Genomic DNA, 25161 nt, shown 5'->3' on the forward strand with positions numbered 1-25161 from the left:
GCGCCGACCGGTAGAGTGCCGCCCATGCGTGATCTTGGGGCGGGGTTCGGCCATCTGCTGAAGGGCCAGCGCTGGGTGGCCCGGCACGGCAGGAGCTACGGCTTCGGGCTCGTCCCGGGCCTGATCACCCTGGTCCTGTACGTGGGCGTGCTGGTCGCGCTCGCGCTGTGGGGCGAGGACTTCGTCGCATGGGTGACCCCCTTCGCCGACGACTGGTCGAGCCCCTGGCTCGGACTCTTCCGCGGCTTCCTCACCGCCGTGCTGTTCGCCCTCGCCCTGCTCCTCGCCGTCCTCACCTTCACCGCGGTGACCCTGCTGGTCGGCCAGCCCTTCTACGAGGCCCTCTCCGAACGCGTCGACCGCGACGTCTCCCCGGACGGCACGGCGCCCGAGTCCCACCTGCCGCTCTGGCGCGAGCTGTGGATCTCCGGCCGCGACAGCCTGCGGATCCTCGTACGCGCCGTGCTCTGGGGCGTGCTGCTCTTCGCGCTCGGCTTCATCCCGGTCGTCGGCCAGACCGTGGTCCCGGTGGTCGGCTTCTTCGTCACCGGCTTCTTCCTCACCGAGGAGCTGGCCGCCGTCGCCCTCCAGCGCCGCGGCGTGGAACTGCGCGAACGCCTCGCCCTGCTGCGCTCCCGCCGGATGCTGGTCTGGGGCTTCGGCACCCCGCTGGGCGTGTCCTTCCTGGTGCCGTTCGTCGCCGTGTTCCTGATGCCGGGCGCCGTCGCCGGCGCCACGCTCCTCGCCCGGGAACTGCTGGGCGAGGAGACCCGCGACGGCGACGACGACCCGTCCGAAGGCGGTACCGCCGACCCGGCGGTCAGCCCCGGTCCGTCCCCGGGGCACTGACCGCCACGGCCACGATCGCCCGCGTCTGCGCCACGATGTCCAGCCGGTTGCGCACGAACTCCGGGTCGGTGACCGCCCCCGTCGCCGGATCGGTGTTCCCGGTACCGAACTGGAGCACCGGCGTGTGCACGTGCCCGCCCGGCAGCGTGCCGTGCAGCCCGAGCCGGTCCCGCAGCAGCGTCGCGCGGTAGGCGATCTCGTTGGAGAGGTAGTTGCCGCCGCCGCCCTCCCGGGCCGTCGACCCGGGCGTGGGCCCGTCCGGCCGTACGACCGGCTCGTCGCCGCCCGCCGGGATCTCGGTCACGGTCGTGTTGTCGTACACCGGGAAGCGTCCGGTGTCCGCCGCCGTGATCGCCGCGTACGGCAGCGTGGTCGTCGTCCACTGCGGCTGCGAGGCCGGGTCGGCCACCGGGACCGTCTCCGTGCGGGAGACGTTGTCGTTGTCCGGGAAGCCGCCCCGCCAGGCCCCGTTGGTCCGCTCCACGTCGAACCGGCCGACCCGGCCCTGGCTCACCGTGGTGAACAGGTCCACCCCGGGCAGGTACGGCCGCAGCGCCCGCTCCACCGTCCCCTCGGCGAAGTCCGCCCAGCGCACCGGGAACACCGCCGTCTCCACCCGGGCGGGACCGTCCGGGGTGTCGATCACCGTGCCGTCCAGGGCGAGCGCGACGGCGCCGGACGGGTTGGAGATCCGGACGTCCCGGTCCAGCGTGAAGGGGTCGAAGCCGGTGAGCAGCACCCGCTTGACCCCCTTGCCGTGCCCGCCGTGCCCGTCGCGGTGGCCGCGCGGCAGGCGCAGGTCGCCCTGCCCGCGCGAGGCGCGCTCCAGCTCCGCCAGCAGCGCGGCCCGCTGCCGCGCGCCCAGATCGAACCCGGGCTCCCAGGTGCGCAGCTCGCGCGTCATCCCGAGCCGTGCCCAGTACAGCGGCCGGTCGTCGTCCCGGCTCAGGTCGCCGCGGGCCGGACCGCGCCCCTGCACCCGGTCCACCGCCCGCCGCCACAACGCCGCGCCCTCGCGCGCGACGACCCGCCGGGCCTCGCGGTAGGAGTCCGCCCGCCCGAGCCCCCGGGCGAACGCCGGTGCCACCGCGGCGAATCCGGAGCGCCGCAGGATCTCCCGGGGCACCTCCCCGTCCAGCCGCCGCTCCTCCACGGTGGGTGCGGGGGCGGCACCGCCCGCCTCGGGAGCCGCCGTCGCCGTCGTGGGGGCCGCGAGCCCCGCCACCAGGGCCAGTCCGAGTACGCCGATCCGAACACGTATGGGTCTCAAGGGAGTCCAGGTCCTTCCGTCGCCGTGGGGTGCTGCCGGAACGGCGGCAGTATCGCGTGACGGAAGGGGTGGACGCCATGGCGCGTGACCGACCGACTCATGGCTGTTTGTGAAGGGTTCGTACGAACTCCTGACCGGGCGCCTGATCACGGACCGCCGGATCACCGCGGCGATTAACGTCGGACCCGGGACGCCCGCGAGCGCGCCGTCCCCGTGAACAGCCCCGGCCCGTGACCTGACGGCCGGGCCGGGGCTCGGCCACCCCGGCCGCCCGCCTCCTACCGCACCGAGAAGCCGTACACCGTCTCCGAGCGGAACACCTCGCCCGGCCGCAGCACCGTGCTCGGGAAACCGGGCCGGTTCGGGGAGTCCGGGAAGTGCTGGGTCTCCAGCGCGATCCCGTCCCCGGGGGCGAAGGGCTCGCCCAGGTGGTCGGCGGTGTACAGCTGGAGCCCCGGCTCGGTCGTCGCCACCGTGAGCACCCGCCCCGACGCCGGGTCGTACAGCTCGGCGACCTCCTCGGCGGTGGCGGTCACGCCCTTGTCCAGCACGAAGTTGTGGTCGTAGCCCGAGCCGACCTTGCGCGCCCGCCGGAAGTCGAAGCGGGTGTCCGTCACGTCGTCGAGACCGCCCGTCGGGATCAGGCCCGCGTCCACCGGCGTGATCCGGGAGGCGGCCAGCCGCAGTTCGTGCCCGCCCGCGTGCCCGGAACCGCTCAGGTTGAAGTAGCTGTGGTTCGTCGGGTTCAGCACGGTCGGCGCGTCCGTGACCGCCTCGTAGACGATCCGCAGCGCGCCCGACCCGTCCAGCGTGTACGTCACCGACATCTCCAGGCGCCCCGGGAAACCCTCCTCGCCGTGCGGGGAGATGCGGCTCAGCCGGACGCCCTCCTCGACCGCCGCCACGTCCCACACCCGCTTGTCGAAGCCCCGCACGCCGCCGTGCAGCGTGTTGGCCCCCTCGTTGGGCGCCAGCGCGTACGTCCGCCCGTCCAACGGGAAGCGCCCGCCCGCGATCCGGTTGGCGTACCGCCCGACCAGCGCGCCGAAGTAGGGCTCCGGGTGCGACACATAGCCGTCCAGGTCCGCGAACCCCAGTACCACGTCGGCGGTGTTCCCGTCCCGGTCCGGAACCTCGGCCGACTGCACGATCCCGCCGTACGACAGGACCCGTACCCGTACGCCGGCCCGCTCCAGGGTCCAGCGGTGTACCGGGGTGCCGTCGGAAAGTGTGCCGAAGAGTTCGCTCATGTGCGGAACTCTAGGACACGCCCAGGTCAGCGGCCGGGTCAGGGACTCTTCGCGGTGACCGCGCGGTAGGCGATCTCCGCCAGCCGGGCCTGGCCGTCCACGCTCGGGTGGAACCAGTCCCAGTGGCTCAACTGGTCCGTGCCGAACCGGAACTCGTGCACCGCCCCGTCGTCGGTGCGGCACCGCCGGTCCTTCGCGCAGACCTCCCGCAGCACCTCGTTGTAGTCCGCGACCCGGTCGCGCACCGTGTTGCGCCGCAGGGTCGCCGCCGAGTCCAGGGAGTCCGCGTCGCCCAGCATCGACGGGCACAGGCCGAGCTTCCACACCTGCTTGCCCAGCGGGTTGGTGCGGCCCTGGGACCAGAGCCGCTTGAGGTCCGGGATGCTCGACACGTACACCTGCGCCTTGGGGAGCTTCTCGCGCAGGGTGGCCATCGCCTCCTCGAACTGCGCGCGGAAGTCCGCCACCGGCGTCATCGCCGCGGTCGTGGACCGGCACGCGTCGTTCGCCCCGGCCATCACCGCCACCAGCTCCGGCCGGCGCTGCGCCGCCCGCGTCACCTGAGCGGTCAGATCCGCCATCCGGGCCCCGGTGACCGCGTAGTTCCAGCTGTGCTCGGCCGCGTCCGCCTTCCCCAGCAGCCGTACGGCCAGCGAGTCGACCTTCGCGCTGCTGCCGGTCGCCCACGACACCTCCGGGCAGTCCGACAGCACCGCACAGGCGTCGAAGCCGCGCGTGATGGAGTCGCCCACGGCGGCGACCGACGCCGGGCTCGTGTCCCAGGCGGGCGCCGTCCTCGTCCGCTTCGACGGGCTGCCGGAAGGAGCGGGGGAGTCGCCGCCCGCGGCGTCGCAGCCCGCCGCACCCGCGCCCAGGACCGCCGCGGTCAGGGCGGCGAGCGCGGCACGCGCCCGGCGACGGCCGTGCCGCGTCCGCTGGTCCGTCCCTCGACCCATACCGGTCCCACCCCTCGGCTCGTGCCTCCACCGTGCTCAACCCATGACACCGCGCGAGGGTTCCCGAGGACGGCGATGCAACGGCTCACACCCGTACAAGCGTCCTGCCGGGTGAATGGCGGAGGTTTGTCGGCGGCGGGACCGACGGTACGTCACACTCCTTGCCCCGCCGCACGGTAGCCTCGCCATCAACGTGACCCGCCCGGTCACGGCCGTTCCACCCGTTCCACCCGTTCCGAGAAGTCCCGCTCAGCCCGGAGGTTCCGGTGACGACACGTGGAGTCCTGTACGTGCACTCCGCGCCGCGCGCGCTCTGCCCGCACGTCGAGTGGGCCGTCGCCGGGGTGCTCGGCACGCGCGTCGGCCTGGACTGGATCCGGCAGCCCGCCGCGCCCGGCACCTGGCGCTCGGAATTCTCCTGGCAGGGGCAGGCCGGCATCGCCTCCAAACTCGCCTCCGCACTGCGCGGCTGGCAGCTGCTCCGCTTCGAGGTCACCGCGGAGCCCTCCGCGAACGCCGAGGGCGAGCGCTACAGCTGCACCCCCGACCTCGGCATCTTCCACGCCGTCACCGGCATCCACGGCGACATCATGATCCCCGAGGACCGGCTGCGCGCCGCCCTGGTCCGCTCCCAGCGCGGCGAGACCGACCTCGAGTCGGACATCGCCAAGCTCCTCGGCAAGCCCTGGGACGACGAACTGGAGCCCTTCCGCCACGCCGGCGAGGGCGCCCCGGTCCGCTGGCTGCACCAGGTGGTGTGACGCCCCACCGCGCCCCACCTCTCCTCGCACGCGTGAAGGGCCCCCACCGGCCGGTGGGGGCCCTTCACATGCGTACGGCGGTCGCTCAGACCGACCGGAACGCGAGCACCACGTTGTGCCCGCCGAAGCCGAACGAGTCGTTCAGCGCGGCGATACGGCCCTCCACCGGAAGCTTGCGGGCCTCGCCGCGGACGATGTCCGCGTTGGCCTCGGCCTCCGGGTCGAGGTTCTCGACGTTGATGGTCGGCGGTGCCACCCGGTGGTACAGCGCGAGCACGGTCGCCACGGACTCCACGCCGCCCGCGCCACCGAGCAGGTGACCGGTCATCGACTTGGTGCCGGAGACCGCCATGTGGTCGACGTCGTCGCCGAGGACCTTGCGCAGCGCCTTCAGCTCGGCGATGTCACCGGCCGGCGTCGAGGTGGCGTGCGCGTTGACGTGCACGATCTCGGCCGGGTCCAGGTCGTTGCCGGCCAGCAGGTTCTGCAGGGCGGCGGAGATGCCGCGGCCCTCCGGCTCCGGCTGCACGATGTCGTGGCTGTCGGCGGAGATGCCCTGGCCGACCGCCTCCGCGTAGACGCGGGCGCCGCGCGCGGCGGCGTGCTCGGCGGACTCCAGGACCAGGACGCCGGCGCCCTCACCGAGGACGAAGCCGTCACGGCCCGTGTCGAAGGGGCGGGAGGCGCCCTGCGGGTCGTCGTTGTTCTTGGACATCGCCATCATGTTGCCGAACGCGGCGATGGGCAGCGGGTGGATCGCCGCCTCCGTGCCACCCGCGACGACGACGTCGGCGCGGCCGGTGCGGATCATCTCGATGGCGTAGCCGATGGCCTCGGCGCCCGAGGCGCAGGCGGAGACCGGGGTGTGCACGCCCGCACGGGCGCCCACGGCCAGGCCCACGTTGGCGGAGGGGCCGTTCGGCATCAGCATGGGAACGGTGTGCGGGGAGACGCGGCGGACGCCCTTCTCCTTCAGCACGTCGTACTGGTCGAGCAGCGTGGTCACGCCGCCGATGCCGGAGGCGATGACCGCACCGAGCCGGTCGGGGTCGACGTGGGCCGCGCCCTCCTCGGCGGGGCTCTCGCCCGCCTTGCCGGCGTACCCGGCGTCCTTCCAGGCCTCCTGCGCCGCGATCAGCGCGAACTGCGCCGAGCGGTCCAGGCGGCGGGCCTGCGGCCGCGGGATGACCTCGGAGGGGTCGACGGCGGCCGGCGCGGCGATGCGGACCGCCTGCTCGGCGGCCCACTCCTGCTCCAGGGGCCGGACGCCGGACCTGCCGGCGACCAGGCCCTCCCAGGTCGAGGCTGCGTCGCCACCCAGCGGTGTGGTTGCGCCGATACCGGTGACGACCACGGTGCGATTGGTCGAGCTCACGGGAATTCTTTCTCCAACGGGATACGGATTCGTACGGCGCCACCGCCGGGCGGCGGGGCAGTCTGCCCGGATCTGCCCTGTACTCGGGTCATGCCCGAGTATCGGCGGATCAGGCCTGGTGGTCGAGGATGTACTGCGTCGCGTCGCCGACCGTCTTGAGGTTCTTGACGTCGTCGTCCGGGATCTTGACGTCGAAGCGCTCTTCGGCGGCGACGACGACCTCGACCATGGACAGCGAGTCGACGTCCAGGTCGTCGGTGAAGGACTTGTCCAGCTTGACGTCCTCGACCGGGATGCCGGCGATCTCGTTCACGATCTCCGCGAGACCGGCGACGATCTCTTCCTGAGTGGCCATGACGGCGCTCCTTCTTTGTTGTCCAGAGGGTGTGGCGGCCCACCGCGTCGGCGGCGGGCGGTGCTGCTCTCCGTTCCGGACCGGGGTGATCCGGCACGGAGTGCCTAGGGGAGGGTAACGACCGTCGCGGCGTAGACGAGACCCGCCCCGAAGCCGATGACGAGCGCGGTGTCGCCGCTCTTCGCGTCGCCGGTCGCCAGGAGCCGCTCCATCGCGAGCGGAATCGAGGCGGCCGAGGTGTTGCCGGTGGTGCGGATGTCACGGGCGACCGTGACGTGCTCCGGCAGCTTGAGCGTCTTCACCATCGAGTCGATGATCCGCACATTGGCCTGGTGCGGGATGAAGACGTCCAGGTCGTCCGGGCTGATCCCGGCCGCGTCCAGCGCCTGCTGTGCGACCTTCGCCATCTCGAACACGGCCCAGCGGAACACCGCCTGGCCCTCCTGCGTGATCGCAGGAAACTTGACGTTGCCCTCGGAGTCGAGAGGCAGTTCGGAGACGTCGCCGGACCTGAAGCGGTCCCAGGAGACCGTCTGCTTGATCGTTTCGGCCTTGTCGCCCTCCGAGCCCCAGACCGTCGGGCCGATCGCCGGCTCCTGGGACGGGCCGACCACGACCGCGCCGGCGCCGTCGCCGAACAGGAAGGCCGTGGCCCGGTCCTCCAGGTCGGTCAGGTCGGACAGCCGCTCCACGCCGATGACCAGCACGTACTCTGCCGAACCTTCGACGACCATGCCCTTGGCCAGGGTCAGCCCGTAGCCGAAGCCCGCACAGCCGGCCGAGATGTCGAAGGCCGCGGCCTTGTCCGTGCCGAGGCGGTCGGCGATCTCGGTGGCGATCGCCGGGGTCTGGCTGAAGTGCGACACGGTCGAGACGACAACGGCACCGATCCGCGAGGCGTCGATCCCGGCGTCGGCGAGTGCCTTCCCGGAGGCCTCCACGGACATCGCCGCGACGGTCTCCTCGGGACCCGCCCAGTGCCGGGTCTCGATGCCGGAGCGCGAGCGGATCCACTCGTCGGACGAGTCGATCTTCTCGAGGATCACCTCGTTCGGCACCACCCGCGTCGGACGGTATCCGCCGACGCCGAGGATGCGCGCGTACGGGGCGCCCTTGCTGGGCTTGATCTTCGACATGCTCTCGCGCTCCTTGTCAGGCCTGGGTGTGCTCGGCGACGAGCTCACGGGCCGCGTCGAGGTTGTCGGGGGTCTTCAGGGCCAGCGTCTTCACGCCGGGCAGCGCCCGCTTGGCCAGCCCGGTCAGCGTGCCGCCCGGACACACCTCGATGATCGCGGTGACGCCCAGCTCCTTGAACGTCTCCATGCACAGGTCCCAGCGCACCGGGTTGGCGACCTGGCCGACCAGCCGGTCCAGCACCTCGGTGCCGGAGGCGACGGCCCGCCCGTCCTTGTTGGAGACGTACGTCACCTTCGGGTCGGCCGGCGTCAGCGCCTTGGCGGCCTCGGCGAGCTTGTCCACGGCGGGGGCCATGTGGTGGGTGTGGAACGCGCCGGCCACCTTCAGCGGGACGACCTTGCGGACACCCTCGGGCTTGTCCTCGTTCAGCGCGGCCAGTTGCTCCATGGTGCCCGCCGCCACGATCTGACCGGCGCCGTTCACGTTCGCCGGGGTCAGGCCGAGCCGCTCCAGGTGCGCGACGCTCACCTCGGGGTCGCCGCCGAGCAGCGCCGACATGCCGGTCTCGGTGACCGCGGCGGCCTCGGCCATGGCCAGGCCGCGGCGGCGTACGAGGGACAGCGCGGCGGTGTCGTCGAGGACACCCGCGAAGACGGCGGCGGTGATCTCGCCGACGCTGTGCCCGGCGACCGCGCCGGGCGCGATCCCGGGACCCGTCGCGTCAGCGACAGATGTCTGCGTACCGAGTGCCGCGGCGGAGAGGATTCCGGCGGCGACCAGCAGCGGCTGGGCCACGGACGTGTCTCGGATCTCGTCCGCGTCGGCCTTGGTGCCGAAGTGGGCGAGATCGAGTCCGATGGCGTCCGACCACGCGGCGACGCGGTCAGCGGCACCGGGCAGGGCGAGCCAGTCAGTCAGGAAGCCGGGCGTCTGGGCGCCCTGGCCGGGAGCGACGAGTACGAGCACTCTCACACTCTCTCTTGAGGACGGCCACGACCGCCCGTGGGGACAGGGACGAAGAACAGGAGCGGGTTTTGTGGACCCTGCACAAAATCCTAGAGCTGCGGATCTCCGTCGGCCAGACGCCCCAGGATGAGCGCGATCCGCAGTGTGAACGCAGACCGTACATCAGAGGGCGACCATCCGGTGACGTCAGTCACACGTCGGAGCCGGTAGCGCACGGTGTTCGGGTGAACGAAGAGCATCCGGGCGGCGCCCTCCAGACTGCTCGCCTGTTCGAGATAGACGCTGAGCGTCTCGAGGAGCGCCGCCCCCGCTTCCTCCAACGGTCTGTAGATCTCCTCCACCAGTTGCTCACGGGCCGAGGGGTCGGAGGCGATCGCGCGCTCCGGCAGCAGGTCGTCGGCGAGCACCGGACGCGGCGCGTCCTGCCAGGCGGTGCACGCCTTCAGCCCGGCCGCGGCGGCCTGCGCGGACCGGGTCGCGGCCAGCAGGTCCGGCACCACGGGCCCGGCGACGACCGGCCCCTGCGCGAACGGCCCGATCAGCGACTTCGCCACCGCCAGCGGGTCGTTGCGGCCCCCGGCGATCACCACGAGCCGGTCCCCGAGCACCCCGGTCAGCACCTGGAGCTTGGCGTGCCGGGCCGCGCGCCGGATGGCCTCCACGGTCAGCTCGGAGTCCCCGTCGGGAGCGGTGCCCAGCACGACACAGACATGATCGGGCGAGTTCCACCCGAGGGCGGCGGCCCGGGACACGGCCCCTTCGTCGGCCTCGCCGCTGAGCACGGCGTTCACCACCAGCGACTCCAGGCGGGCGTCCCAGGCACCGCGTGCCTCGGCGGCCTGCGCGTACACCTGGGCGGTCGCGAAGGCGATCTCCCGGGCGTACACGAGCAGCGCCTCGCGCAGCACCGACTCGTCGCCGGGAGCCGCCACCTCGTCGATGGCGGACTCCATCACCTCGATGGTGGTGCGCACCATCTCCACGGTCTGCCGCAGCGTGATCGCCCGGGTCAGCTCGCGCGGCGCGGTCCCGAAGACGTCGGTGGAGATGGCCTGGGGCGCGTCCGGCTGCCGGAACCACTCGGTGAACGCGGCGATGCCGGCCTGGGCGACCAGCCCGATCCAGGAACGGTTCTCCGGTGGCATGGCCCGGTACCACGGCAGCGTCTCGTCCATGCGTGCGATGGCCTGCGCGGCGAGCGAACCGGAGGACTGCTCCAGCCGCTTCAGGGTCGCGGTATGCGGGTGGGCGGGCTTGGCGGGGGCGTCGGGCTTACCGGTTTCGGGTTCGGGCACGGGACAAGACTGCCTTATCGGGCCGGGCGGGTGTGCCGCCGGGGCTACCGTGAACGACGTGATGGACGTACGCCGCGCCGACGAGCGCTACCCGGGCGGTGATCCGGCAGCCGGGATCACCTCCCGCCACGCCTTCTCCTTCGGCCCCCACTACGACCCCGGCAACCTGCGCTTCGGGGCCCTGCTGGCCTGCAACGAGGAACGCCTCGCCCCCGGCGCGGGCTTCGACGAGCACCCGCACAGCCACACCGAGATCGTCACCTGGGTCGTGGCGGGCGAGCTGACCCACCGCGACAGCACCGGCCACGAGACGGTGATCCGCGCCGGGGACGTGCAACGCCTCAGCTCGGCGGCCGGCGCCCGCCACGTCGAGCGCAACGACGCCTCGGTCCCCCTCACCTTCGTCCAGATGTGGCTGGCCCCGCTGGACCCTGGCGGCGACCCCGCCTACGAGATCGTCCGGGGCATCGCCGACTCCACCCCGTACGCCGTCCCGGAGGCCGGCGCGATGCTCCACGTACGCCGCCTGGCGGCGGGGGAGCGCACGGCGGTGCCGGACGGGGCGTACGTGTACGTGCACGTGGTGCGGGGCGAGGTTGACCTGGACGGCGAGCGGTTGGGACCGGGCGACGCGGCCCGCGTCACGGACGCCGAGGCGCTGGACGCGGTGGCGGTGACAGGGGCCGAGCTGCTGATGTGGGAGATGGCGACGCCCTGACGGGGCCGGCCGGCGGTCGGGTCAGCGGGTCCATGAAGTGAGGATTCCCGCGCGCAGTTGATCCGTCAGCTCGATGATGATCTTCCATACGTCACCGACCTGAGGGCGTTCCACGCTGATGAATTCCGCGAAGACGCCGATCTCGGCCTCGCTGCCATCAGCGGCACGGATCCAGTACTCCGTGGTGCCGTCGGCGTCCTTCTCCGGCCCGGCACGGACGGGCGGGAGCACCGCCCGGACCGCATCCGGGTCGGGCTCGGCCGGCTCGCCGTCCGCGAACCGGTAGAGGCCCAGGTGGTAGCTCATCGCGGTCGGGTCAGCCCCGTGCCTCCGCGAGTACCGCGTCCGTGAAGGGCGGCCACGTCTCGATCGCCCAGGGGCCGAAGGCGCGGTCGGTGAGGGACACGCAGGCCAGGGCGGCGTCCGGGTCGATCCACAGGAACGTGCCGGACTGGCCGAAGTGGCCGAAGGTGCGCGGGGAGGAGGCGGCGCCCGTCCAGTGCGGGGACTTGCCGTCGCGGATCTCGAAGCCGAGGCCCCAGTCGTTGGGGTTCTGGTGGCCGTAGCCCGGCAGCACGCCCTTCGTGCCCGGGTACTGGACCGTCATCGCCTCGGCGACCGTCCGCGGGTCGAGCAGGCGCGGTGCCTGGACCTCGGCGGCGAAGCGGAGCAGGTCCTCGACCGTGGACACGCCGTCCTTCGCCGGGGAGCCGTCGAGGGAGGTGTGCGCCATGCCCAGCGGCTCCAGCACCGCCTGCCGCGCGTACTCGGCGAACGGCATGTCCGCCGCCTTCGCGATGTGGTCGCCGAGCTGCTCGAAACCGGCGTTGGAGTACAGCCGGCGGTCCCCGGGCGGGGCCGTCACCCGGTGCTCGTCGAAGGCCAGGCCCGAGGTGTGGGCGAGCAGGTGGCGGACCGTCGCCCCGGGCGGACCGGCGGGCTCGTCCAGCTCGATCGCGCCCTCCTCGTACGCCACCAGCGCCGCGTACGCCGCGAGCGGCTTGGTGACCGAGGCGAGCGGGAAGCGGTGCGCGGCCGGGCCGTGGGTGCCGAGGACGGTGCCGTCGGCCCGTACGACGCCCGCCGCGGCGGTGGGGACCGGCCAGTTCTCGATCGACGCGAGGCTCTTCAGGGACATGGTGTCGAGCCTAGGCGCTCAGAGTGTCAGCTCCAGCAAGGGGTCCGGCTTGGGCCGGAAGCCCATCGACGCGTACAGGGGCTCGGCCTGTGCGGACGCGGTGAGGCGGACCCGCCGGGCACCCCGCTCGCGGAACCACTCCAGCAGCGCCTCCATGCAGGCGCGCGCGTATCCGCGGCGGCGCGCGTCCGGGTCGGTGGCGACGCTGAACACGTAACCGTCGGTGCCGTGCGGATTGCCCGCGCCGCCGATGCGGTAGTCCACCGTGCCGGCCACCAGCGCCGCCAGCGTCCCCGGGCGCTCCGGACGGTCCACGACGAACGCGGCGAAGACGCCGTCCGGCTCGGCCAGCCTGCCGCGCAGCACGGGCAGGGACTCGGCGTGCCACTCGGTGGAAGGGCTGGACCGGGCCAGGGAGTCGATCATCACCTGACGCAGCCGGAGTACTTCCTCCGCGTCCTCGGGGCGTGCACGGCGTACCAGGGTCGTCATGGCGGGCATGCTAATCAGCGGTCGTGCCCGGCATCGCGCCATTTTCCCGGCGTACGCGCTTGCCTGGAGTGCACTCCAAGGTCATAGCGTTACGGTCATGACGGTGATGCAGACCACGGCCGGGACCCTCGTGCCGAACGCCACCAGCAACTCCACCGGCAACGCCAACGGCAACTCCACCGGAACGGACATCTGCTCCGCCCCGCCCCCGAGCCACCCGTGCCCCGACGGGCAGGACCGCTACACCATCAGCGAGGTCGTCGCCGTCACCGGCCTGACGGCCCACACGCTGCGCTGGTACGAGCGGATCGGCCTGATGTCCCACATCGACCGCTCGCACACCGGGCAGCGCCGCTACAGCAACCGCGACCTGGACTGGCTCGACTTCGTCGGCAAGCTGCGGATGACCGGCATGCCGGTCGCCGACATGGTGCGGTACGCCGAGATGGTGCGCGAGGGCGAGAGCACCTACCTCGACCGGCGGGAGCTGCTGGAGTCCACCCGGCGCGACGTGCTGACGCGGATCGCCGAGCTCCAGGACACCGTCGCCGTACTCGACCGCAAGATCAGTTTCTACGGGGACGCCGGACGTGCCCGTGAAGGGGAGAGGGACCGATGACCGACCACAGGATCCCGACGGCACGGCTCGGCACGGGCGGCCCGGAGGTGGGCGCCCAGGGCCTCGGCTGCATGGGCATGAGCTTCGCCTACGGCCCCTCGGACGCCGAGGCCTCCCGCGCCACCCTGGAGCGGGCGCTGGAACTGGGCGTGACGCTCTACGACACCGCGGACGCGTACGGCGCCGGCGAGAACGAGCGGTTCCTCGCGCCGTTCTTCAAGGCCCACCGCGACGAGGTCGTGGTCGCGACCAAGTTCGCCCTGTCCATCCCGCCGGACGAGCCGACCAGGAGGATCATCCGCAACGACGCGCCGTACATCCGCGAGGCCGTCGAGGCGAGCCTGCGCCGTCTGGACCTCGACGTGATCGATCTCTACTACATGCACCGGCGCGACGTGAACGTGCCCATCGAGGAGACCGTCGGCGTCATGGCCGACCTGGTCCGCGAGGGCAAGGTCAAGCAGCTCGGGCTGAGCGAGGTGACGGGGGACGAGCTGCGGGCCGCACAGACGGTGCACCCCATCGCCGCGGTGCAGTCGGAGTGGTCGCTGTTCAGCCGGGACATCGAGGCGGGCGTGGTACCGGCCGCCCGCGAACTGGGCGTGACCCTCGTCCCGTACTCCCCGCTCGGCCGGGGCTTCCTCACCGGCTCCTTCGCCAACGCCGAACAGGACCTCACCGAAGGTGACTTCCGCCGTCAGCAGCCCCGGTTCACCGGCGACAACGCGGCGGCCAACGCGGCCCTCCTCACCCCGGTCCGCGCCCTCGCCGAGGCCCACGACGCCACCCTCGGCCAGATCGCCCTGGCCTGGGTCCAGCAGCGGGCACAGGTACACGGCCTGCCGGTGATCCCGATCCCGGGCACCCGGAAGCCGACGCGGGTGGAGGAGAACACGGCGGCGACCCGGCTCGTCCTGACGGCGGCCGAGCTGTCCCTGCTGGACCCGATCGCGGACAAGGTCGCGGGGGACCGCTACGCGGACATGACGTTCGCTTCCGCCGGACGGGAGTAGAGAGGCGCCCTGAAGGGGCGCGGGGCTGTATCGATATGCGGCTCCGCCGCGTGGGCGCGAGCAACCCCCCACCGGGCTGGAGTCGAAAACGAAACCCCACCCGGCAGACGCGTCAAAGCTCCGCCAGCAACTCCGCCTTCTTCGAGGAGAACTCCTCGTCCGTCACCAGCCCCTGCTGATGCAGCTCCCCGAGATGCCGGATCCGCTCGGCGATGTCGGCCGGGTCCCGCCGGGGCGCCGGCACGGTAATCGGCACCGGGGCGCTCGCGCCCCGCTCCCGCACCGCCGCCAGCACCGCCGCCGCGAACGGCAGCGACTCGTGCACCGGCCCGTACCCCAGCCCGAACACGACCGCCGCCGGATCCTGGTCGGCCTGCGGGACGGCCGGCGCGGCCCCCGCGGGCCCGGCGGCCGCGCCGGCCGCCGACGCGTCGGCATCGCGCGGCAGCAGCCGCAGGTACCCCTCGAACATCTCCGGGGAGCGCCACTCCACCCCGCCCAGGTCGGCGACCGGGAAGCTCTGGTCGCCGGCCTTCCACTTCGCCGACGACGCGCCCGTCCAGGACCACCGGAAGGACACGGCCTTCCCGTCGAAGGACGCCTTCCCGTCGTACGCCTTGAAGTGCAGCGGTGCCTCGGGCGGGGCCACCAGGTAGCGCTCGGTCTTGCCGGACTCGGTCAGCAGCGCCCGCAGCTCGTCGGCGTAGTACTCCGCGAGCGTCTCCCGTTCGGCGGGCAGCACCAGCCGGTAGGGGTCGCCGCCCTCCTTCAGCTGTCCGGCCGCCGCCTCGATCAGGGGATCGGCGCCCGCGCGCGGTTCGGCGCGCAGTACGACGGTGCCGCGCCTGCCGGGCGTGAGCGTCACGCCTTCGATCGCCTCCAGGGGCACCCGGCGTTCCCCCAGGGCCTGGAACAGCTTGGGTGTTCGAATCCCCCGTTCGTAGCGGATGAGCACGGAGTCGGACTCGAACTCCCAGGCGGCATGAAATCCGGCCAGTACGTCACCCATGCGGCTCATCGTATGCGGCACGAGCCTTCCCGTCCCCTCCCCGTGCAAACCGGAGTTTCTGCGCCTCTACGCGCGTCCGGCCGCCGTAGCCACGGACAAACCCGCCCGGCATGTGTCGTCTTCGTCGGCGCAGGCGACCGTGCGGTATGCGCCAACCCCGATCCCCGCGAAGTTCCGCAGGCTGTCCGTGCCCGGCACGAAGTAGCCGCTGTGGCCCTGGGCGTCCCGCGCGGACAGCACCCGCGCCCCGAAACCGGCGGACACCGGATCGGCGCCGTGCCCGAGGCCGCCGACCTCCAGGTACGGCACGTCCTGGATCCAGTCGTCGGCGTCCCGCATCGCCCACACCCGGGCGGAGGTGTCCAGGTGGGAGGCGTTCTCGGCGCGCATGCCGGGACTGCCGGCCACCGCTATGTCGGTCACCCGCGCGGGGAGCGTGTCGGCGGCGAGGCCGCACACCACCGAGCCGTAGCTGTGGCAGAAGAGGGAGACGGGGGTGTGGCCGGGCAGCGCGCGCAGCAGCGCGTTCAGCCGTACGGCCCCGTGTGCGGCGCGGTTCGCGGTGGCCGCCTCCATGCCGAGGCCGCTGGGCGAGGTGTAGTCGGCCCAGGCGATCACGGCCGTGCCGGTGCCGGGGCTCGCCGCGCGCTCGGCCGCGTACAGCGACTTCGCCATGCCGACGGGCGCCGAGTACTTCTTGCGGTCGGTGCGCTGGAAAGTGAGCAGTTCGGTGTCCACGCCGGGCACGACGACGGACACGCGCTCGGCGCGGTCCAGGTTCCCGAAGACCTCGGCGACCCTGCCCGAGCCCGCCGGGTCGAAGGCGAGGATGTGCCGGCCGGGGTCGAGCAGCGCCTCGTAGTTGTGCATCCTTCGGCCGGCCTCGCGCTGCCCGGCCGGGGACAGCCGCTTGTCGTGCGTGCGCTCCCGCTCCACCGACCGCGCCTTCTCCAGCGCGGAGCGGTTGGCGAGGTAGCGCAGTTGGACGGGGGCGCCGTTCATGTTGCCGACGGCCAGGGGATACCGGTGCGCCAGGCTGGTGCGCTGCCATGAGGTGAGCGAGGCGAAGAAGCGGGCCAGCCGCGCGGGCGTCGCCTGCGCGTCGGGCAGCCGCCGTCCGTCGATCCGGCCGTGCTCCCAGGCCTTGACGGACGCTTCGAGGGCGGTGGGGCCCCGCTGGTCGCGCAGGGCGGTCCAGCCGGTGGTCGCCAGCATCACGAACACCACGGCCAGGGCGAGCAGTACGCGCCAGACGTTCAGCTGTGGGGAGGTGTCGAAGGAAGTCACTGGGAGGACACACTAGGAGAACGGGCCGGTCTCGCGTGAATCCAGTGACACGGATCACGTTTCGGCGCGGCGCCAGTTTCCGGTGAGCGCGGGCGCCACGTGGTCGAGGTAATCGGCCGTCAGGTCCCGCAGGGCCGCCAGGCTCGCGTCGTCGCGCGCCGACCAGATCCGCTCGGTGACCCGCATCACCGCTCCGAAGACGGCCACGACCACCCGGGGCCGCGGGTCGGTGTCCACGTCGAGGCCCTCGCGGACGGCGACGACCCGGGCGATCTCCTCCTCCAGCTCCGTCGCGCGTCGCAGGTGCGCGGCGAGCAGCGCGGGCGTCGACTCGATCACCCGGTAGAAGCGCATGTGCAGCTCGAGCGGTACCAGCTGCTCGACGGCCTCGCCGATGGTGCTCCAGCTCTCCGCGAGCGCCAGGCGCAGCGCGTCCAGGGGCGCCTCCTCGGGCGGGCGGGCGAGCACGGCCTCGACGAAGTGCGACTCCGCGAGCCGTGCCACGAAGAACGCCGCGTCCTCCTTGGAGGCGAAGTACCGGAAGAAGGTGCGCTGCGAGACGTCGGCGGCCTCGGCGATGTCGTCGACGGTCGTCGCCTCGTAACCGCGCTCGGTGAACAGTTCGAGGGCGGAGCGCAGCAGCAGGTCCCGGGTGCGCTGTTTCTTGAGTTCGCGCAGGCCAGGACGGGAGGCCGCCGGTGCGGTCTCCGGGGGCGCCGACGTGCCGGCCACCTTCAAAAGTTCTCTCCTTCGTACGGTTTCCCCAGTTCAGGCTATATGGGGGTGTCTTGTCAGTTACTGACTCGTGAATTGGTTTGTCAACTGTCAGAGGCTGTCATTAGCCTCAGCGGTATGACTAGTCAGACCACGCTCGGCAAGCCGGGGCCGGGTGACGGAGCACCGACGGATTCACCGCCCGCCAAGGGATGGCGGGGCCATCCGTGGGTCACCCTCGTCACCGTCGCGGTCGGGGTCATGATGGTGGCCCTGGACGGCACCATCGTGGCGATCGCCAACCCGGCCATCCAGGACGATCTGGACGCCAGCCTCGCGGACGTCCAGTGGATCACCAACGCCTACTTCCTCGCGCTCGCGGTCGCCCTGATCACCGCGGGCAAGCTCGGTGACCGCTTCGGCCACCGGCAGACCTTCCTCATCGGCGTGGCGGGCTTCGCGGCCTCCTCCGGCGCCATCGGACTGTCCGGCAGCATCGCCGCGGTCATCGTCTTCCGGGTCTTCCAGGGCCTGTTCGGCGCGCTGCTGATGCCGGCCGCGCTCGGCCTGCTGCGGGCCACCTTCCCGGCCGAGAAGCTCAACATGGCCATCGGCATCTGGGGCATGGTCATCGGCGCCTCCACCGCGGGCGGCCCGATCCTGGGCGGCGTGCTGGTCGAGCACGTCAGCTGGCAGTCCGTGTTCTTCATCAACGTGCCGGTGGGCATCGTCGCCGTCGTGCTCGGCGTCATGATCCTGCTGGACCACCGGGCCGAGAACGCGCCGCGCTCCTTCGACGTCCTGGGCATCGTGCTGCTGTCGGCCTCGATGTTCGCCCTCGTCTGGGCGCTGATCAAGGCTCCCGAGTGGGGCTGGGGCTCCGGCCAGACCTGGACGTACATCGTCGGCTCTGTGGTGGGCTTCGTCCTGTTCTCCGTGTGGGAGACCAAGGTGAAGGAGCCGCTGATCCCGCTGGCGATGTTCCGCTCGGTGCCGCTGTCGGCCGGTGTGGTCCTGATGGTGCTGATGGCCATCGCCTTCATGGGCGGCCTGTTCTTCGTCACCTTCTACCTGCAGAACGTCCACGGCATGAGCCCGATCGACGCCGGTCTGCACCTGTTGCCCCTCACCGGCATGATGATCGTCGCCTCGCCGCTGGCCGGCGCCATGATCACCAAGGTCGGCCCGCGCATCCCGCTGGCCGGCGGCATGGTGTGCACCGCGGTCGCCATGTTCGGCATCTCCACGCTGGAGACGGACACCGGCAGCGGTCTGATGTCGATCTGGTTCGCTCTGCTCGGTCTCGGCCTCGCGCCCGTCATGGTCGGCGCCACCGAGGTCATCGTCGGCAACGCGCCGATGGAGCTCTCGGGCGTGGCCGGCGGTCTCCAGCAGGCCGCGATGCAGATCGGCGGCAGCCTCGGCACGGCCGTGCTCGGCGCCGTGATGGCCTCCAAGGTCGACAGCGACCTCCCGGGCAACTGGACGGACGCCGGACTGCCCGAGCTGACGCCGGAGCAGGCGGACCAGGCCTCCGAGGCGGTCCGGGTCGGTGTCCCGCCGGTGGCGCCGGGCACCCCCGCCGAGGTCGCCGGGAAGATCGCGGACGTCGCCCACGACACCTTCATCTCCGGCATGAGCCTGGCCTCGCTGGTCGCCGCCGGGGTCGCGGTCGTGGCGGTGTTCGTCGCCTTCCTGACCAAGCGCGGCGAGAACACGGAGGCGGGCGCGGGCGTGGGCCACATCTGATCCGGCCCGCGGAGCTCGCCGGCCCCGTCGCCCGTTTCGTCCATCAGGGTGACAGGGCCGCGAACCCGCCCCTCCACCGGACCGCGCAGGTCACAGTGGGTCACGTCCTCCGCAGGGCACGGAGGGCGTGCGGCTGCGGCGCGCTGCCGGAGGGGGGCGGCGCGCGGGCAGCACATTCGAAGCAGGCATGACATTCCGCACGGGGGTACTCGAACTCCACAAGGAGTTCAGGGCGTTGACGGCGAGCCTCGGACAGGGATCGCGCGGGTGCCCCCGCTCACGTGGCCGGACGTGGTCATGGACCGGGCAGGATCGCGCGACGCCCGCCGTCGCCGGAGCCGTCCGCGCGGACACCGGCCTCCGCGGTCACCGGCCTCTGCGGTCACCGGCCTCTTGGCGCCGGGGATCGTGCCCGGCCCCGGCGTCACCCTTCGCCCGGATGTTCCCACCCCCGCCCGTTTCGGACGGGGGTGAGTCATGTGCCACCCCGGCCGGGTACGGGGTGCGGTGCGGCGTACGGCCTTATGCGGGCACGGGCGTATGGGGGTACGGGGGTACGGGCGTACGGGGGTACGTCCTACGCGTCCCCGCCGGCCACCCCCGGGTCGGCCGCGGGCACGTCGAGCAGCCGGTACCGGTCGATCGCCTGCTTCAGCACCGACCGGTCGACCTTCCCCTCCCGGGCCAGCTCGCTCAGCACGCCCACCACGATCGACTCCGCGTCGATGTGGAAGAACCGCCGCGCCGCCCCCCGGGTGTCCGCGAAGCCGAACCCGTCCGCGCCCAGCGACTGATACGTCCCCGGCACCCACCGCGCGATCTGGTCCGGCACCGACCGCATCCAGTCGGACACCGCCACGAACGGCCCCTGAGCCCCCGCCAGCTTCCGCGTGACCCAGGGCACCTGCTGCTCCTCCTCCGGATGCAGCAGGTTGTGCTCCTCGCAGGCCACGGCCTCGCGCCGCAGCTCGTTCCAGGAGGTCGCCGACCAGACGTCGGCGCGCACGTTCCACTCCTCGGCGAGGATCCGCTGCGCCTCCACGGCCCACGGCACCGCGACCCCGGACGCCATGATCTGCGCCGGGATCGAGCCGCCGGTGCCCTCGCTGAAGCGGTGGACGCCCTTGAGGATGCCCTCGACGTCCACGTTCCCCGGCTCGGCCGGGTGCCGGATGGGCTCGTTGTAGACGGTGAGGTAGTAGAAGACGTCCTCGCCGTGCGGGTGCTGCTCGTCGCCGCCGTACATCCGGCGCAGCCCGTCCTTGACGATGTGCGCGATCTCGAACCCGAAGGCGGGGTCGTACGCCACGCATGCCGGGTTGGTCGAGGCGAGCAGCTGCGAGTGTCCGTCCGCGTGCTGGAGGCCCTCACCGGTCAGCGTCGTACGGCCCGCGGTCGCGCCCAGTACGAAACCGCGCGCCAACTGGTCACCCATCTGCCAGAACTGGTCACCGGTGCGCTGGAAACCGAACATCGAGTAGAAGACGTAGACCGGGATGAGCGGTTCGCCGTGCGTGGCGTACGCCGATCCGGCCGCGATCGCCGAGGCCGTGCAGCCCGCCTCGGAGATGCCGTCGTGCAGCATCTGCCCGTTCGGCGCCTCCTTGTAGGCGAGCAGCAGTTCGCGGTCCACGGACTCGTACTGCTGCCCGAGCGGGTTGTAGATCTTCGCGCTCGGGAAGAACGAGTCCATGCCGAACGTGCGGTACTCGTCCGGCGCGATCAGCACGAACCGCCTGCCGATCTCCTTGTCCCGCATGAGGTCCTTCAGCAGTCGCACGAAGGCCATCGTCGTGGCGATGGACTGCTGACCGGACCCCTTCTTCACGGTCGCGTACGTCTTGTCGTCGGGCAGCGCGAGCGGCTTGGACCGCACGACCCGGGTCGGCACGTACCCGCCGCAGCCCAGGCGCCGGTCGTGCATGTACTGCATCTCCTCGGTCTCCCGGCCGGGGTGGTAGTACGGCGGCGGGCCGGACTCCAGCTCCTTGTCGGAGATCGGCAGGTGCAGCCGGTCGCGGAAGCGCTTGAGGTCGTCGACCGTCAGCTTCTTCATCTGGTGCGTGGCGTTGCGGCCCTCGAAGTTCGGGCCCAGCGTCCAGCCCTTGATCGTCTTGGCCAGGATGACCGTCGGCTGGCCCTTGTGCTCCAGCGCCGCCTTGTACGCCGCGTAGATCTTCCGGTGGTCGTGACCGCCGCGGCCCAGGTGCAGGATCTGGTCGTCGGTCATGTTCTCGACCATCGCGCGCAGCCGGTGGTCGTCGCCGAAGAAGTGGTCGCGGATGTAGGCGCCGGACTCGGTGGCGTACGTCTGGAACTGGCCGTCCGGCGTCGTGTTCATGCGGTTGACCAGCACGCCGTCGCGGTCCTGGGCCAGCAGCGGGTCCCAGGTGCGGTCCCAGACCAGCTTGATCACGTTCCAGCCGGCGCCCCGGAAGACCGACTCCAGCTCCTGGATGATCTTGCCGTTGCCGCGTACCGGGCCGTCGAGGCGCTGGAGGTTGCAGTTGACCACGAAGGTCAGGTTGTCCAGGCCCTCCCGGGCGGCGATGGACAGCTGGCCCAGCGACTCCGGCTCGTCCATCTCGCCGTCGCCGAGGAAGGCCCACACGTGCGACTTGGAGGTGTCCGCGATCTCGCGCGCGTGCATGTAGCGGTTCATCCGCGCCTGGAAGATCGCGCTGATCGGACCGAGGCCCATGGAGACCGTCGGGAACTCCCAGAAGTCCGGCATCGACCGCGGGTGCGGGTACGAGGACAGCGCGTGCGGCGCCTTGGACTTCTCCTGCCGGAAGCCGTCCAGGTGCTCTTCGCTGAGCCGGTCCAGCAGGTACGCGCGCGCGTAGATGCCCGGCGAGGCGTGCCCCTGGAAAAAGACCTGGTCGCCGCCGTCGCCCTCGTCCTTGCCCCGGAAGAAGTGGTTGAAGCCCACGTCGTACAGGGAGGCGGAGGAGGCGAAGGTCGCGATGTGGCCGCCGACGCCGATCCCGGGCCGCTGCGCGCGCGAGACCATCACCGCCGCGTTCCAGCGGGTGGCGTTGAGGATCTTGCGCTCGATCTCCTCGTTGCCGGGGAAGAACGGCTCGCTCTTGGTCGGGATGGTGTTGACGTAGTCCGTGCTGCGCATCTCGGGCACGGCCACGCGCTTCTCGCGGGCCCGCTCGATCAGCCGCAGCATCAGGTAGCGGGCCCGTTCCCGGCCGCGCTCGTCGACGGCGGCGTCGAGCGAGTCGAGCCACTCCTGGGTTTCCTCGGGGTCGAAGTCAGGAACCTGACTGGGAAGGCCGCCAATGATGATCGGACTGCGATCACTGCGATCGGATGCGGAAGCCACGCTGTTCCTTCGCTGTCAGAGGGCCGTTTTTCCGGGTTTCTGTGCCGATTCCCCCGCTGGTTCCCCATCGTGTACCTCGCGGGGGCGATCGTCATCTGTACCGTGGGGTAACCGGTTCTCCCGTGAGGATCGGGGGCACGTTCATTCGAGTCTCGTACCCACACATGGTTCCCAAATACGCAAACGGGGCAGATAGGTGTGGTGTACGTCACCTTCGGGCTGGACGGCATGGTTGGAGTTGCGGCGACACAGCCGGGATCGTCACCGTTTCGGCGGTCCCAGACGCCGGGTACTTGCGCGATCCGTCCCGCCCGTGTGGACTACGGCCAAGCCTCGCGCACGCGCGTGGCTGAAGACATCTACCGAAACATGATCAGGAGGCAACCCGTGAGCGCGACCGCGGACCACGCGGAGGAGCGGACGAACCCTGCCGCCAGGCTGGGTTTCCAGCCCGGGCAGGTGGTCCAGGAGATCGGCTACGACGACGACGTCGACCAGGAGCTCCGCGAGGCCATTGAGGGCGCCGTCGAGGGCGAGCTGGTGGACGAGGACTACGAGGACGTGGCCGATGCCGTCGTGCTGTGGTTCCGTGACGACGACGGCGACCTGACGGATGCGCTGGTGGATGCCACCACGTACATCGAAGAAGGCGGGTCGATCCTCCTTCTCACGCCGAAGACCGGCCGTGACGGGTACGTCGAGGCCAGTGACATCTCGGAAGCCTCGACGACCGCCGGACTGACGGCGTCCAAGAGCGTCAGCGTCGGCAAGGACTGGAGCGGCAGCCGGCTGGCGACGCCCAAGGCCGCCAAGTCCAAGCGGTAGCCCGAGCGGGCTCCGTGACATTCCGGACTCCGGGCGGGTCGACGGCCGACGGCTGTCGGCCCGTCCGCGGGTCCGCGACCGTCCCTGCGTAGGGTGTTTCCAGCGAATCACCCACGGAGATCTTCCCGCGGAGATCTTCCTACGGAAGGGACGAACGGGACATGGCGATCCAGGTCGGCGACAAGGCCCCCGACTTCGAACTCAAGGACAACCACGGCAGGGCCGTCCGGCTGTCCGAGTTCCGCGGCCGGAAGAACGTCGTGCTGCTCTTCTACCCCTTCGCCTTCACCGGTGTGTGCACCGGCGAGCTGTGCGAGGTGCGCGACAACCTGCCGCAGTTCTCCGACCGGGACACCGAGGTGCTCGCCGTCTCCAACGACTCCATCCACACCCTGCGCGTCTTCGCCGAGCAGGAGGGTCTGGAGTACCCGCTGCTGTCCGACTTCTGGCCGCACGGCAACGTCTCGCGCGCCTACGGCGTCTTCGACGAGGACAAGGGTTGCGCCGTGCGCGGCACCTTCGTGATCGACCAGGAGGGCGTCGTGCGCTGGACCGTGGTCAACGGTCTGCCGGACGCCCGTGACCTGGCCGAGTACGTGAAGGCGCTCGACGCCCTGTGACCGGCGCCCCCGCCGGCCGGCACCGCGTGGCGACCCCGCGCGGCGCCGCCGGGTGCCGACACCACGTGATTGGTCGGCTCCGGGGACTGCGGGGCGCGGGAACCCGTCACTAGGATCAACTCGTTGATCCGATATCCACGCACTACGGGGCACCCCGCCCCTGGACACCAATGGAGGACTCGTGGGAGTCAGCCTCAGCAAGGGCGGCAACGTTTCGCTGACCAAGGAGGCCCCCGGCCTGACCGCGGTCATCGTCGGTCTGGGGTGGGACATCCGCACCACGACCGGCACCGACTTCGACCTCGACGCCAGCGCGCTGCTGCTGAACAGCGGCGGCAAGGTCGCCAGCGACGCGCACTTCATCTTCTTCAACAACCTGAAGAGCCCGGACGGATCGGTCGAGCACACCGGCGACAACATCACCGGTGAGGGCGAGGGCGACGACGAGCAGATCAAGATCAACCTCGCCACGGTCCCCGCCGACATCGAGAAGATCGTCTTCCCGGTCTCGATCTACGACGCCGAGAACCGCCAGCAGTCCTTCGGCCAGGTGCGCAACGCGTTCATCCGCGTCGTCAACCAGGCCGGCGAGGCCGAGATCGCCCGCTACGACCTGAGCGAGGACGCCTCCACGGAGACCGCCATGGTCTTCGGCGAGCTCTACCGCCACGGTGCGGAGTGGAAGTTCCGCGCCATCGGCCAGGGCTACGCCTCCGGCCTGCGCGGCATCGCCCAGGACTTCGGCGTGAACGTCTGAGTCACCGTCTCGACACGTCCGGCGCCGCACGGTTTACGTGCGGCGCCGGACGCGCAGGAAACCAGGAACCATCACCCGGGGAGGGACCATCACCATGGGCGTCACGCTTGCCAAGGGCGGCAACGTCTCCCTGTCCAAGGCCGCACCGGACCTCACGCAGGTACTGGTCGGGCTCGGCTGGGACGCGCGTTCCACCACCGGAGCACCCTTCGACCTCGACGCCAGCGCACTCGTGTGCAGCAGCGGCCGGGTGCTCGGCGACGAGTGGTTCGTCTTCTACAACCAGCTCAAGAGCCCGGACGGCTCGATCGAGCACACCGGCGACAACCTCACCGGCGAGGGCGACGGCGACGACGAGTCGCTGCTGGTCGACCTCTCCCAGGTGCCGGCCCACTGCGACAAGATCGTCTTCCCGGTCTCGATCCACATGGCCGACGAGCGCGGCCAGACCTTCGGCCAGGTCAGCAACGCCTTCATCCGGGTCGTCAACCAGGCCGACGGCCAGGAGCTGGCCCGCTACGACCTCAGTGAGGACGCCTCCACGGAGACCGCGATGATCTTCGGCGAGCTCTACCGCTACCAGGGCGAGTGGAAGTTCCGTGCGGTGGGGCAGGGGTACGCGTCGGGGCTGCGCGGCATCGCTCTAGACTTCGGAGTCAACGTTTCGTAAAG

25 protein-coding genes are annotated in these 25161 nt (G+C 71.4%); 10 read left to right on the forward strand and 15 right to left on the reverse strand.

Annotated elements, in window-relative coordinates:
• Positions 1-24: 24 nt before the first annotated feature.
• On the forward strand, positions 25-849 hold the full coding sequence (locus tag ACH4D3_RS08935; protein ID WP_398318290.1) for an EI24 domain-containing protein: 825 nt from the start codon (positions 25-27) through the stop codon (positions 847-849).
• Here ACH4D3_RS08935 and ACH4D3_RS08940 read toward each other — a convergent pair.
• The 3 genes from ACH4D3_RS08940 to ACH4D3_RS08950 form a co-directional block, all read right to left on the reverse strand.
• Positions 821-2119: a pyroglutamyl peptidase gene (locus ACH4D3_RS08940; RefSeq protein WP_398318293.1), complete on the reverse strand. Its 1299-nt coding sequence runs from the start codon at positions 2117-2119 to the stop codon at positions 821-823. The two genes, ACH4D3_RS08935 and ACH4D3_RS08940, sit on opposite strands and share 29 nt — an antisense overlap.
• 278 nt (positions 2120-2397) lie before the next feature.
• Entirely contained in the window at positions 2398-3369 is a 972-nt protein-coding gene (locus ACH4D3_RS08945) for an aldose epimerase family protein (RefSeq protein ID WP_398318296.1), read from the reverse strand.
• 38 nt (positions 3370-3407) lie between these two features.
• Positions 3408-4325: an SGNH/GDSL hydrolase family protein gene (locus ACH4D3_RS08950; protein WP_398318299.1), complete on the reverse strand. Its 918-nt coding sequence runs from the start codon at positions 4323-4325 to the stop codon at positions 3408-3410.
• Between the two features lie 266 nt (positions 4326-4591).
• Between ACH4D3_RS08950 and ACH4D3_RS08955 the strand changes: the two genes are divergently transcribed.
• Positions 4592-5086: a DUF3145 domain-containing protein gene (locus ACH4D3_RS08955; protein ID WP_003976415.1), complete on the forward strand. Its 495-nt coding sequence runs from the start codon at positions 4592-4594 to the stop codon at positions 5084-5086.
• Between the two features lie 85 nt (positions 5087-5171).
• Here ACH4D3_RS08955 and ACH4D3_RS08960 read toward each other — a convergent pair whose 3' ends face one another.
• From ACH4D3_RS08960 to fasR, 5 genes are all read right to left on the reverse strand, one after another.
• The gene (locus ACH4D3_RS08960) at positions 5172-6461 is read right to left on the reverse strand and encodes a beta-ketoacyl-[acyl-carrier-protein] synthase family protein (protein ID WP_398318302.1); all 1290 of its coding nucleotides are present in this window, start codon (positions 6459-6461) and stop codon (positions 5172-5174) included.
• A gap of 109 nt (positions 6462-6570) precedes the next feature.
• On the reverse strand, positions 6571-6816 hold the full coding sequence (locus ACH4D3_RS08965; protein WP_398318305.1) for an acyl carrier protein: 246 nt from the start codon (positions 6814-6816) through the stop codon (positions 6571-6573).
• Between the two features lie 104 nt (positions 6817-6920).
• On the reverse strand, positions 6921-7952 hold the full coding sequence (locus tag ACH4D3_RS08970) for a ketoacyl-ACP synthase III (RefSeq protein ID WP_398318308.1): 1032 nt from the start codon (positions 7950-7952) through the stop codon (positions 6921-6923).
• 16 nt (positions 7953-7968) lie between these two features.
• On the reverse strand, positions 7969-8919 hold the full coding sequence (locus ACH4D3_RS08975) for an ACP S-malonyltransferase (RefSeq protein WP_398318311.1): 951 nt from the start codon (positions 8917-8919) through the stop codon (positions 7969-7971).
• Positions 8920-9008: 89 nt separating this feature from the next.
• The gene (fasR, locus tag ACH4D3_RS08980; RefSeq protein ID WP_398318313.1) at positions 9009-10214 is read right to left on the reverse strand and encodes a fatty acid biosynthesis transcriptional regulator FasR; all 1206 of its coding nucleotides are present in this window, start codon (positions 10212-10214) and stop codon (positions 9009-9011) included.
• 61 nt (positions 10215-10275) lie between these two features.
• Here fasR and ACH4D3_RS08985 point away from each other — a divergent pair, with 61 nt between their 5' ends.
• Positions 10276-10932 carry a pirin family protein gene (locus ACH4D3_RS08985; RefSeq protein ID WP_398318944.1) on the forward strand — a complete coding sequence of 219 codons (657 nt, stop codon included), beginning with the start codon at positions 10276-10278 and terminating at the stop codon, positions 10930-10932.
• 21 nt (positions 10933-10953) lie between these two features.
• Here ACH4D3_RS08985 and ACH4D3_RS08990 read toward each other — a convergent pair whose 3' ends face one another.
• From ACH4D3_RS08990 to ACH4D3_RS09000, 3 genes are read right to left on the reverse strand one after another with little or no spacing between them, the layout of a single operon-like run.
• Positions 10954-11238, reverse strand: coding sequence for a hypothetical protein (locus tag ACH4D3_RS08990; RefSeq protein WP_398318316.1), 285 nt, complete (start codon positions 11236-11238; stop codon positions 10954-10956).
• A 10-nt stretch (positions 11239-11248) separates the two neighbouring features.
• Positions 11249-12070: a serine hydrolase domain-containing protein gene (locus ACH4D3_RS08995; protein ID WP_398318319.1), complete on the reverse strand. Its 822-nt coding sequence runs from the start codon at positions 12068-12070 to the stop codon at positions 11249-11251.
• 18 nt (positions 12071-12088) lie between these two features.
• Positions 12089-12571, reverse strand: a complete 483-nt coding sequence (locus tag ACH4D3_RS09000; protein WP_398318322.1) for a GNAT family N-acetyltransferase — start codon at positions 12569-12571, stop codon at positions 12089-12091.
• Between the two features lie 88 nt (positions 12572-12659).
• On the opposite strand from ACH4D3_RS09000, the gene ACH4D3_RS09005 reads away from it, so the two are divergent.
• Both ACH4D3_RS09005 and ACH4D3_RS09010 read left to right on the forward strand, forming a co-directional pair.
• Positions 12660-13181, forward strand: coding sequence for a MerR family transcriptional regulator (locus ACH4D3_RS09005; protein ID WP_398318325.1), 522 nt, complete (start codon positions 12660-12662; stop codon positions 13179-13181).
• Positions 13178-14194: an aldo/keto reductase gene (locus tag ACH4D3_RS09010; protein WP_398318328.1), complete on the forward strand. Its 1017-nt coding sequence runs from the start codon at positions 13178-13180 to the stop codon at positions 14192-14194. The genes ACH4D3_RS09005 and ACH4D3_RS09010 overlap by 4 nt, the downstream gene beginning before the upstream one ends.
• A 112-nt stretch (positions 14195-14306) precedes the next feature.
• Here the strand turns inward: ACH4D3_RS09010 and ACH4D3_RS09015 are convergent, their stop codons facing one another.
• The 3 genes from ACH4D3_RS09015 to ACH4D3_RS09025 form a co-directional block, all read right to left on the reverse strand.
• On the reverse strand, positions 14307-15203 hold the full coding sequence (locus ACH4D3_RS09015) for a DUF4429 domain-containing protein (RefSeq protein ID WP_398318331.1): 897 nt from the start codon (positions 15201-15203) through the stop codon (positions 14307-14309).
• Positions 15204-15269: 66 nt separating this feature from the next.
• Entirely contained in the window at positions 15270-16490 is a 1221-nt protein-coding gene (locus ACH4D3_RS09020; protein ID WP_398318334.1) for an alpha/beta hydrolase family protein, read from the reverse strand.
• 54 nt (positions 16491-16544) lie between these two features.
• Positions 16545-17228, reverse strand: a complete 684-nt coding sequence (locus ACH4D3_RS09025) for a TetR family transcriptional regulator (protein WP_398318337.1) — start codon at positions 17226-17228, stop codon at positions 16545-16547.
• A gap of 114 nt (positions 17229-17342) precedes the next feature.
• Here ACH4D3_RS09025 and ACH4D3_RS09030 point away from each other — a divergent pair, with 114 nt between their 5' ends.
• Positions 17343-18953, forward strand: coding sequence for an MFS transporter (locus ACH4D3_RS09030; RefSeq protein ID WP_398318340.1), 1611 nt, complete (start codon positions 17343-17345; stop codon positions 18951-18953).
• Positions 18954-19530: 577 nt separating this feature from the next.
• Here the strand turns inward: ACH4D3_RS09030 and aceE are convergent.
• Entirely contained in the window at positions 19531-22287 is a 2757-nt protein-coding gene (aceE, locus tag ACH4D3_RS09035) for a pyruvate dehydrogenase (acetyl-transferring), homodimeric type (RefSeq protein ID WP_398318343.1), read from the reverse strand.
• Positions 22288-22674: 387 nt separating this feature from the next.
• Between aceE and ACH4D3_RS09040 the strand changes: the two genes are divergently transcribed.
• The 4 genes from ACH4D3_RS09040 to ACH4D3_RS09055 all read left to right on the forward strand — a co-directional run bounded on the left by ACH4D3_RS09040 (position 22675) and on the right by ACH4D3_RS09055 (position 25159).
• Positions 22675-23112: a DUF3052 domain-containing protein gene (locus ACH4D3_RS09040; protein WP_007449195.1), complete on the forward strand. Its 438-nt coding sequence runs from the start codon at positions 22675-22677 to the stop codon at positions 23110-23112.
• Between the two features lie 161 nt (positions 23113-23273).
• Positions 23274-23732, forward strand: coding sequence for a peroxiredoxin (locus tag ACH4D3_RS09045; protein WP_115741894.1), 459 nt, complete (start codon positions 23274-23276; stop codon positions 23730-23732).
• Between the two features lie 181 nt (positions 23733-23913).
• Entirely contained in the window at positions 23914-24489 is a 576-nt protein-coding gene (locus tag ACH4D3_RS09050; RefSeq protein ID WP_003976436.1) for a calcium homeostasis/redox stress adaptation protein, read from the forward strand.
• 94 nt (positions 24490-24583) lie between these two features.
• Positions 24584-25159 (forward strand): TerD family protein, encoded by a 576-nt coding sequence (locus tag ACH4D3_RS09055; RefSeq protein ID WP_398318348.1) that lies wholly within the window; start codon positions 24584-24586, stop codon positions 25157-25159.
• Positions 25160-25161 lie beyond the last annotated feature (2 nt).

This window comes from Streptomyces sp. NPDC018026, assembly GCF_044327745.1.
In the GTDB taxonomy this organism is placed as follows: Bacteria; Actinomycetota; Actinomycetes; order Streptomycetales; family Streptomycetaceae; genus Streptomyces; species Streptomyces rubrogriseus.

Excerpts from the sequence above, each read along its gene's own strand:
- ACH4D3_RS09055 (WP_398318348.1), top strand. The coding sequence starts at position 24,584 with ATGGGCGTCACGCTTGCCAAGGGCGGCAACGTCTCCCTGTCCAAGGCC.
- ACH4D3_RS08985 (WP_398318944.1), top strand. The coding sequence starts at position 10,276 with ATGGACGTACGCCGCGCCGACGAGCGCTACCCGGGCGGTGATCCGGCA.
- ACH4D3_RS09000 (WP_398318322.1), bottom strand. The coding sequence starts at position 12,571 with ATGCCCGCCATGACGACCCTGGTACGCCGTGCACGCCCCGAGGACGCG.
- ACH4D3_RS08935 (WP_398318290.1), top strand. The coding sequence starts at position 25 with ATGCGTGATCTTGGGGCGGGGTTCGGCCATCTGCTGAAGGGCCAGCGC.
- ACH4D3_RS08970 (WP_398318308.1), bottom strand. The coding sequence starts at position 7,952 with ATGTCGAAGATCAAGCCCAGCAAGGGCGCCCCGTACGCGCGCATCCTC.
- ACH4D3_RS09030 (WP_398318340.1), top strand. The coding sequence starts at position 17,343 with ATGACTAGTCAGACCACGCTCGGCAAGCCGGGGCCGGGTGACGGAGCA.
- ACH4D3_RS09045 (WP_115741894.1), top strand. The coding sequence starts at position 23,274 with ATGGCGATCCAGGTCGGCGACAAGGCCCCCGACTTCGAACTCAAGGAC.
- ACH4D3_RS08945 (WP_398318296.1), bottom strand. The coding sequence starts at position 3,369 with ATGAGCGAACTCTTCGGCACACTTTCCGACGGCACCCCGGTACACCGC.
- ACH4D3_RS09015 (WP_398318331.1), bottom strand. The coding sequence starts at position 15,203 with ATGGGTGACGTACTGGCCGGATTTCATGCCGCCTGGGAGTTCGAGTCC.
- ACH4D3_RS08990 (WP_398318316.1), bottom strand. The coding sequence starts at position 11,238 with ATGAGCTACCACCTGGGCCTCTACCGGTTCGCGGACGGCGAGCCGGCC.
- ACH4D3_RS09010 (WP_398318328.1), top strand. The coding sequence starts at position 13,178 with ATGACCGACCACAGGATCCCGACGGCACGGCTCGGCACGGGCGGCCCG.
- ACH4D3_RS09005 (WP_398318325.1), top strand. The coding sequence starts at position 12,660 with ATGACGGTGATGCAGACCACGGCCGGGACCCTCGTGCCGAACGCCACC.
- ACH4D3_RS08995 (WP_398318319.1), bottom strand. The coding sequence starts at position 12,070 with ATGTCCCTGAAGAGCCTCGCGTCGATCGAGAACTGGCCGGTCCCCACC.
- ACH4D3_RS08965 (WP_398318305.1), bottom strand. The coding sequence starts at position 6,816 with ATGGCCACTCAGGAAGAGATCGTCGCCGGTCTCGCGGAGATCGTGAAC.
- ACH4D3_RS08950 (WP_398318299.1), bottom strand. The coding sequence starts at position 4,325 with ATGGGTCGAGGGACGGACCAGCGGACGCGGCACGGCCGTCGCCGGGCG.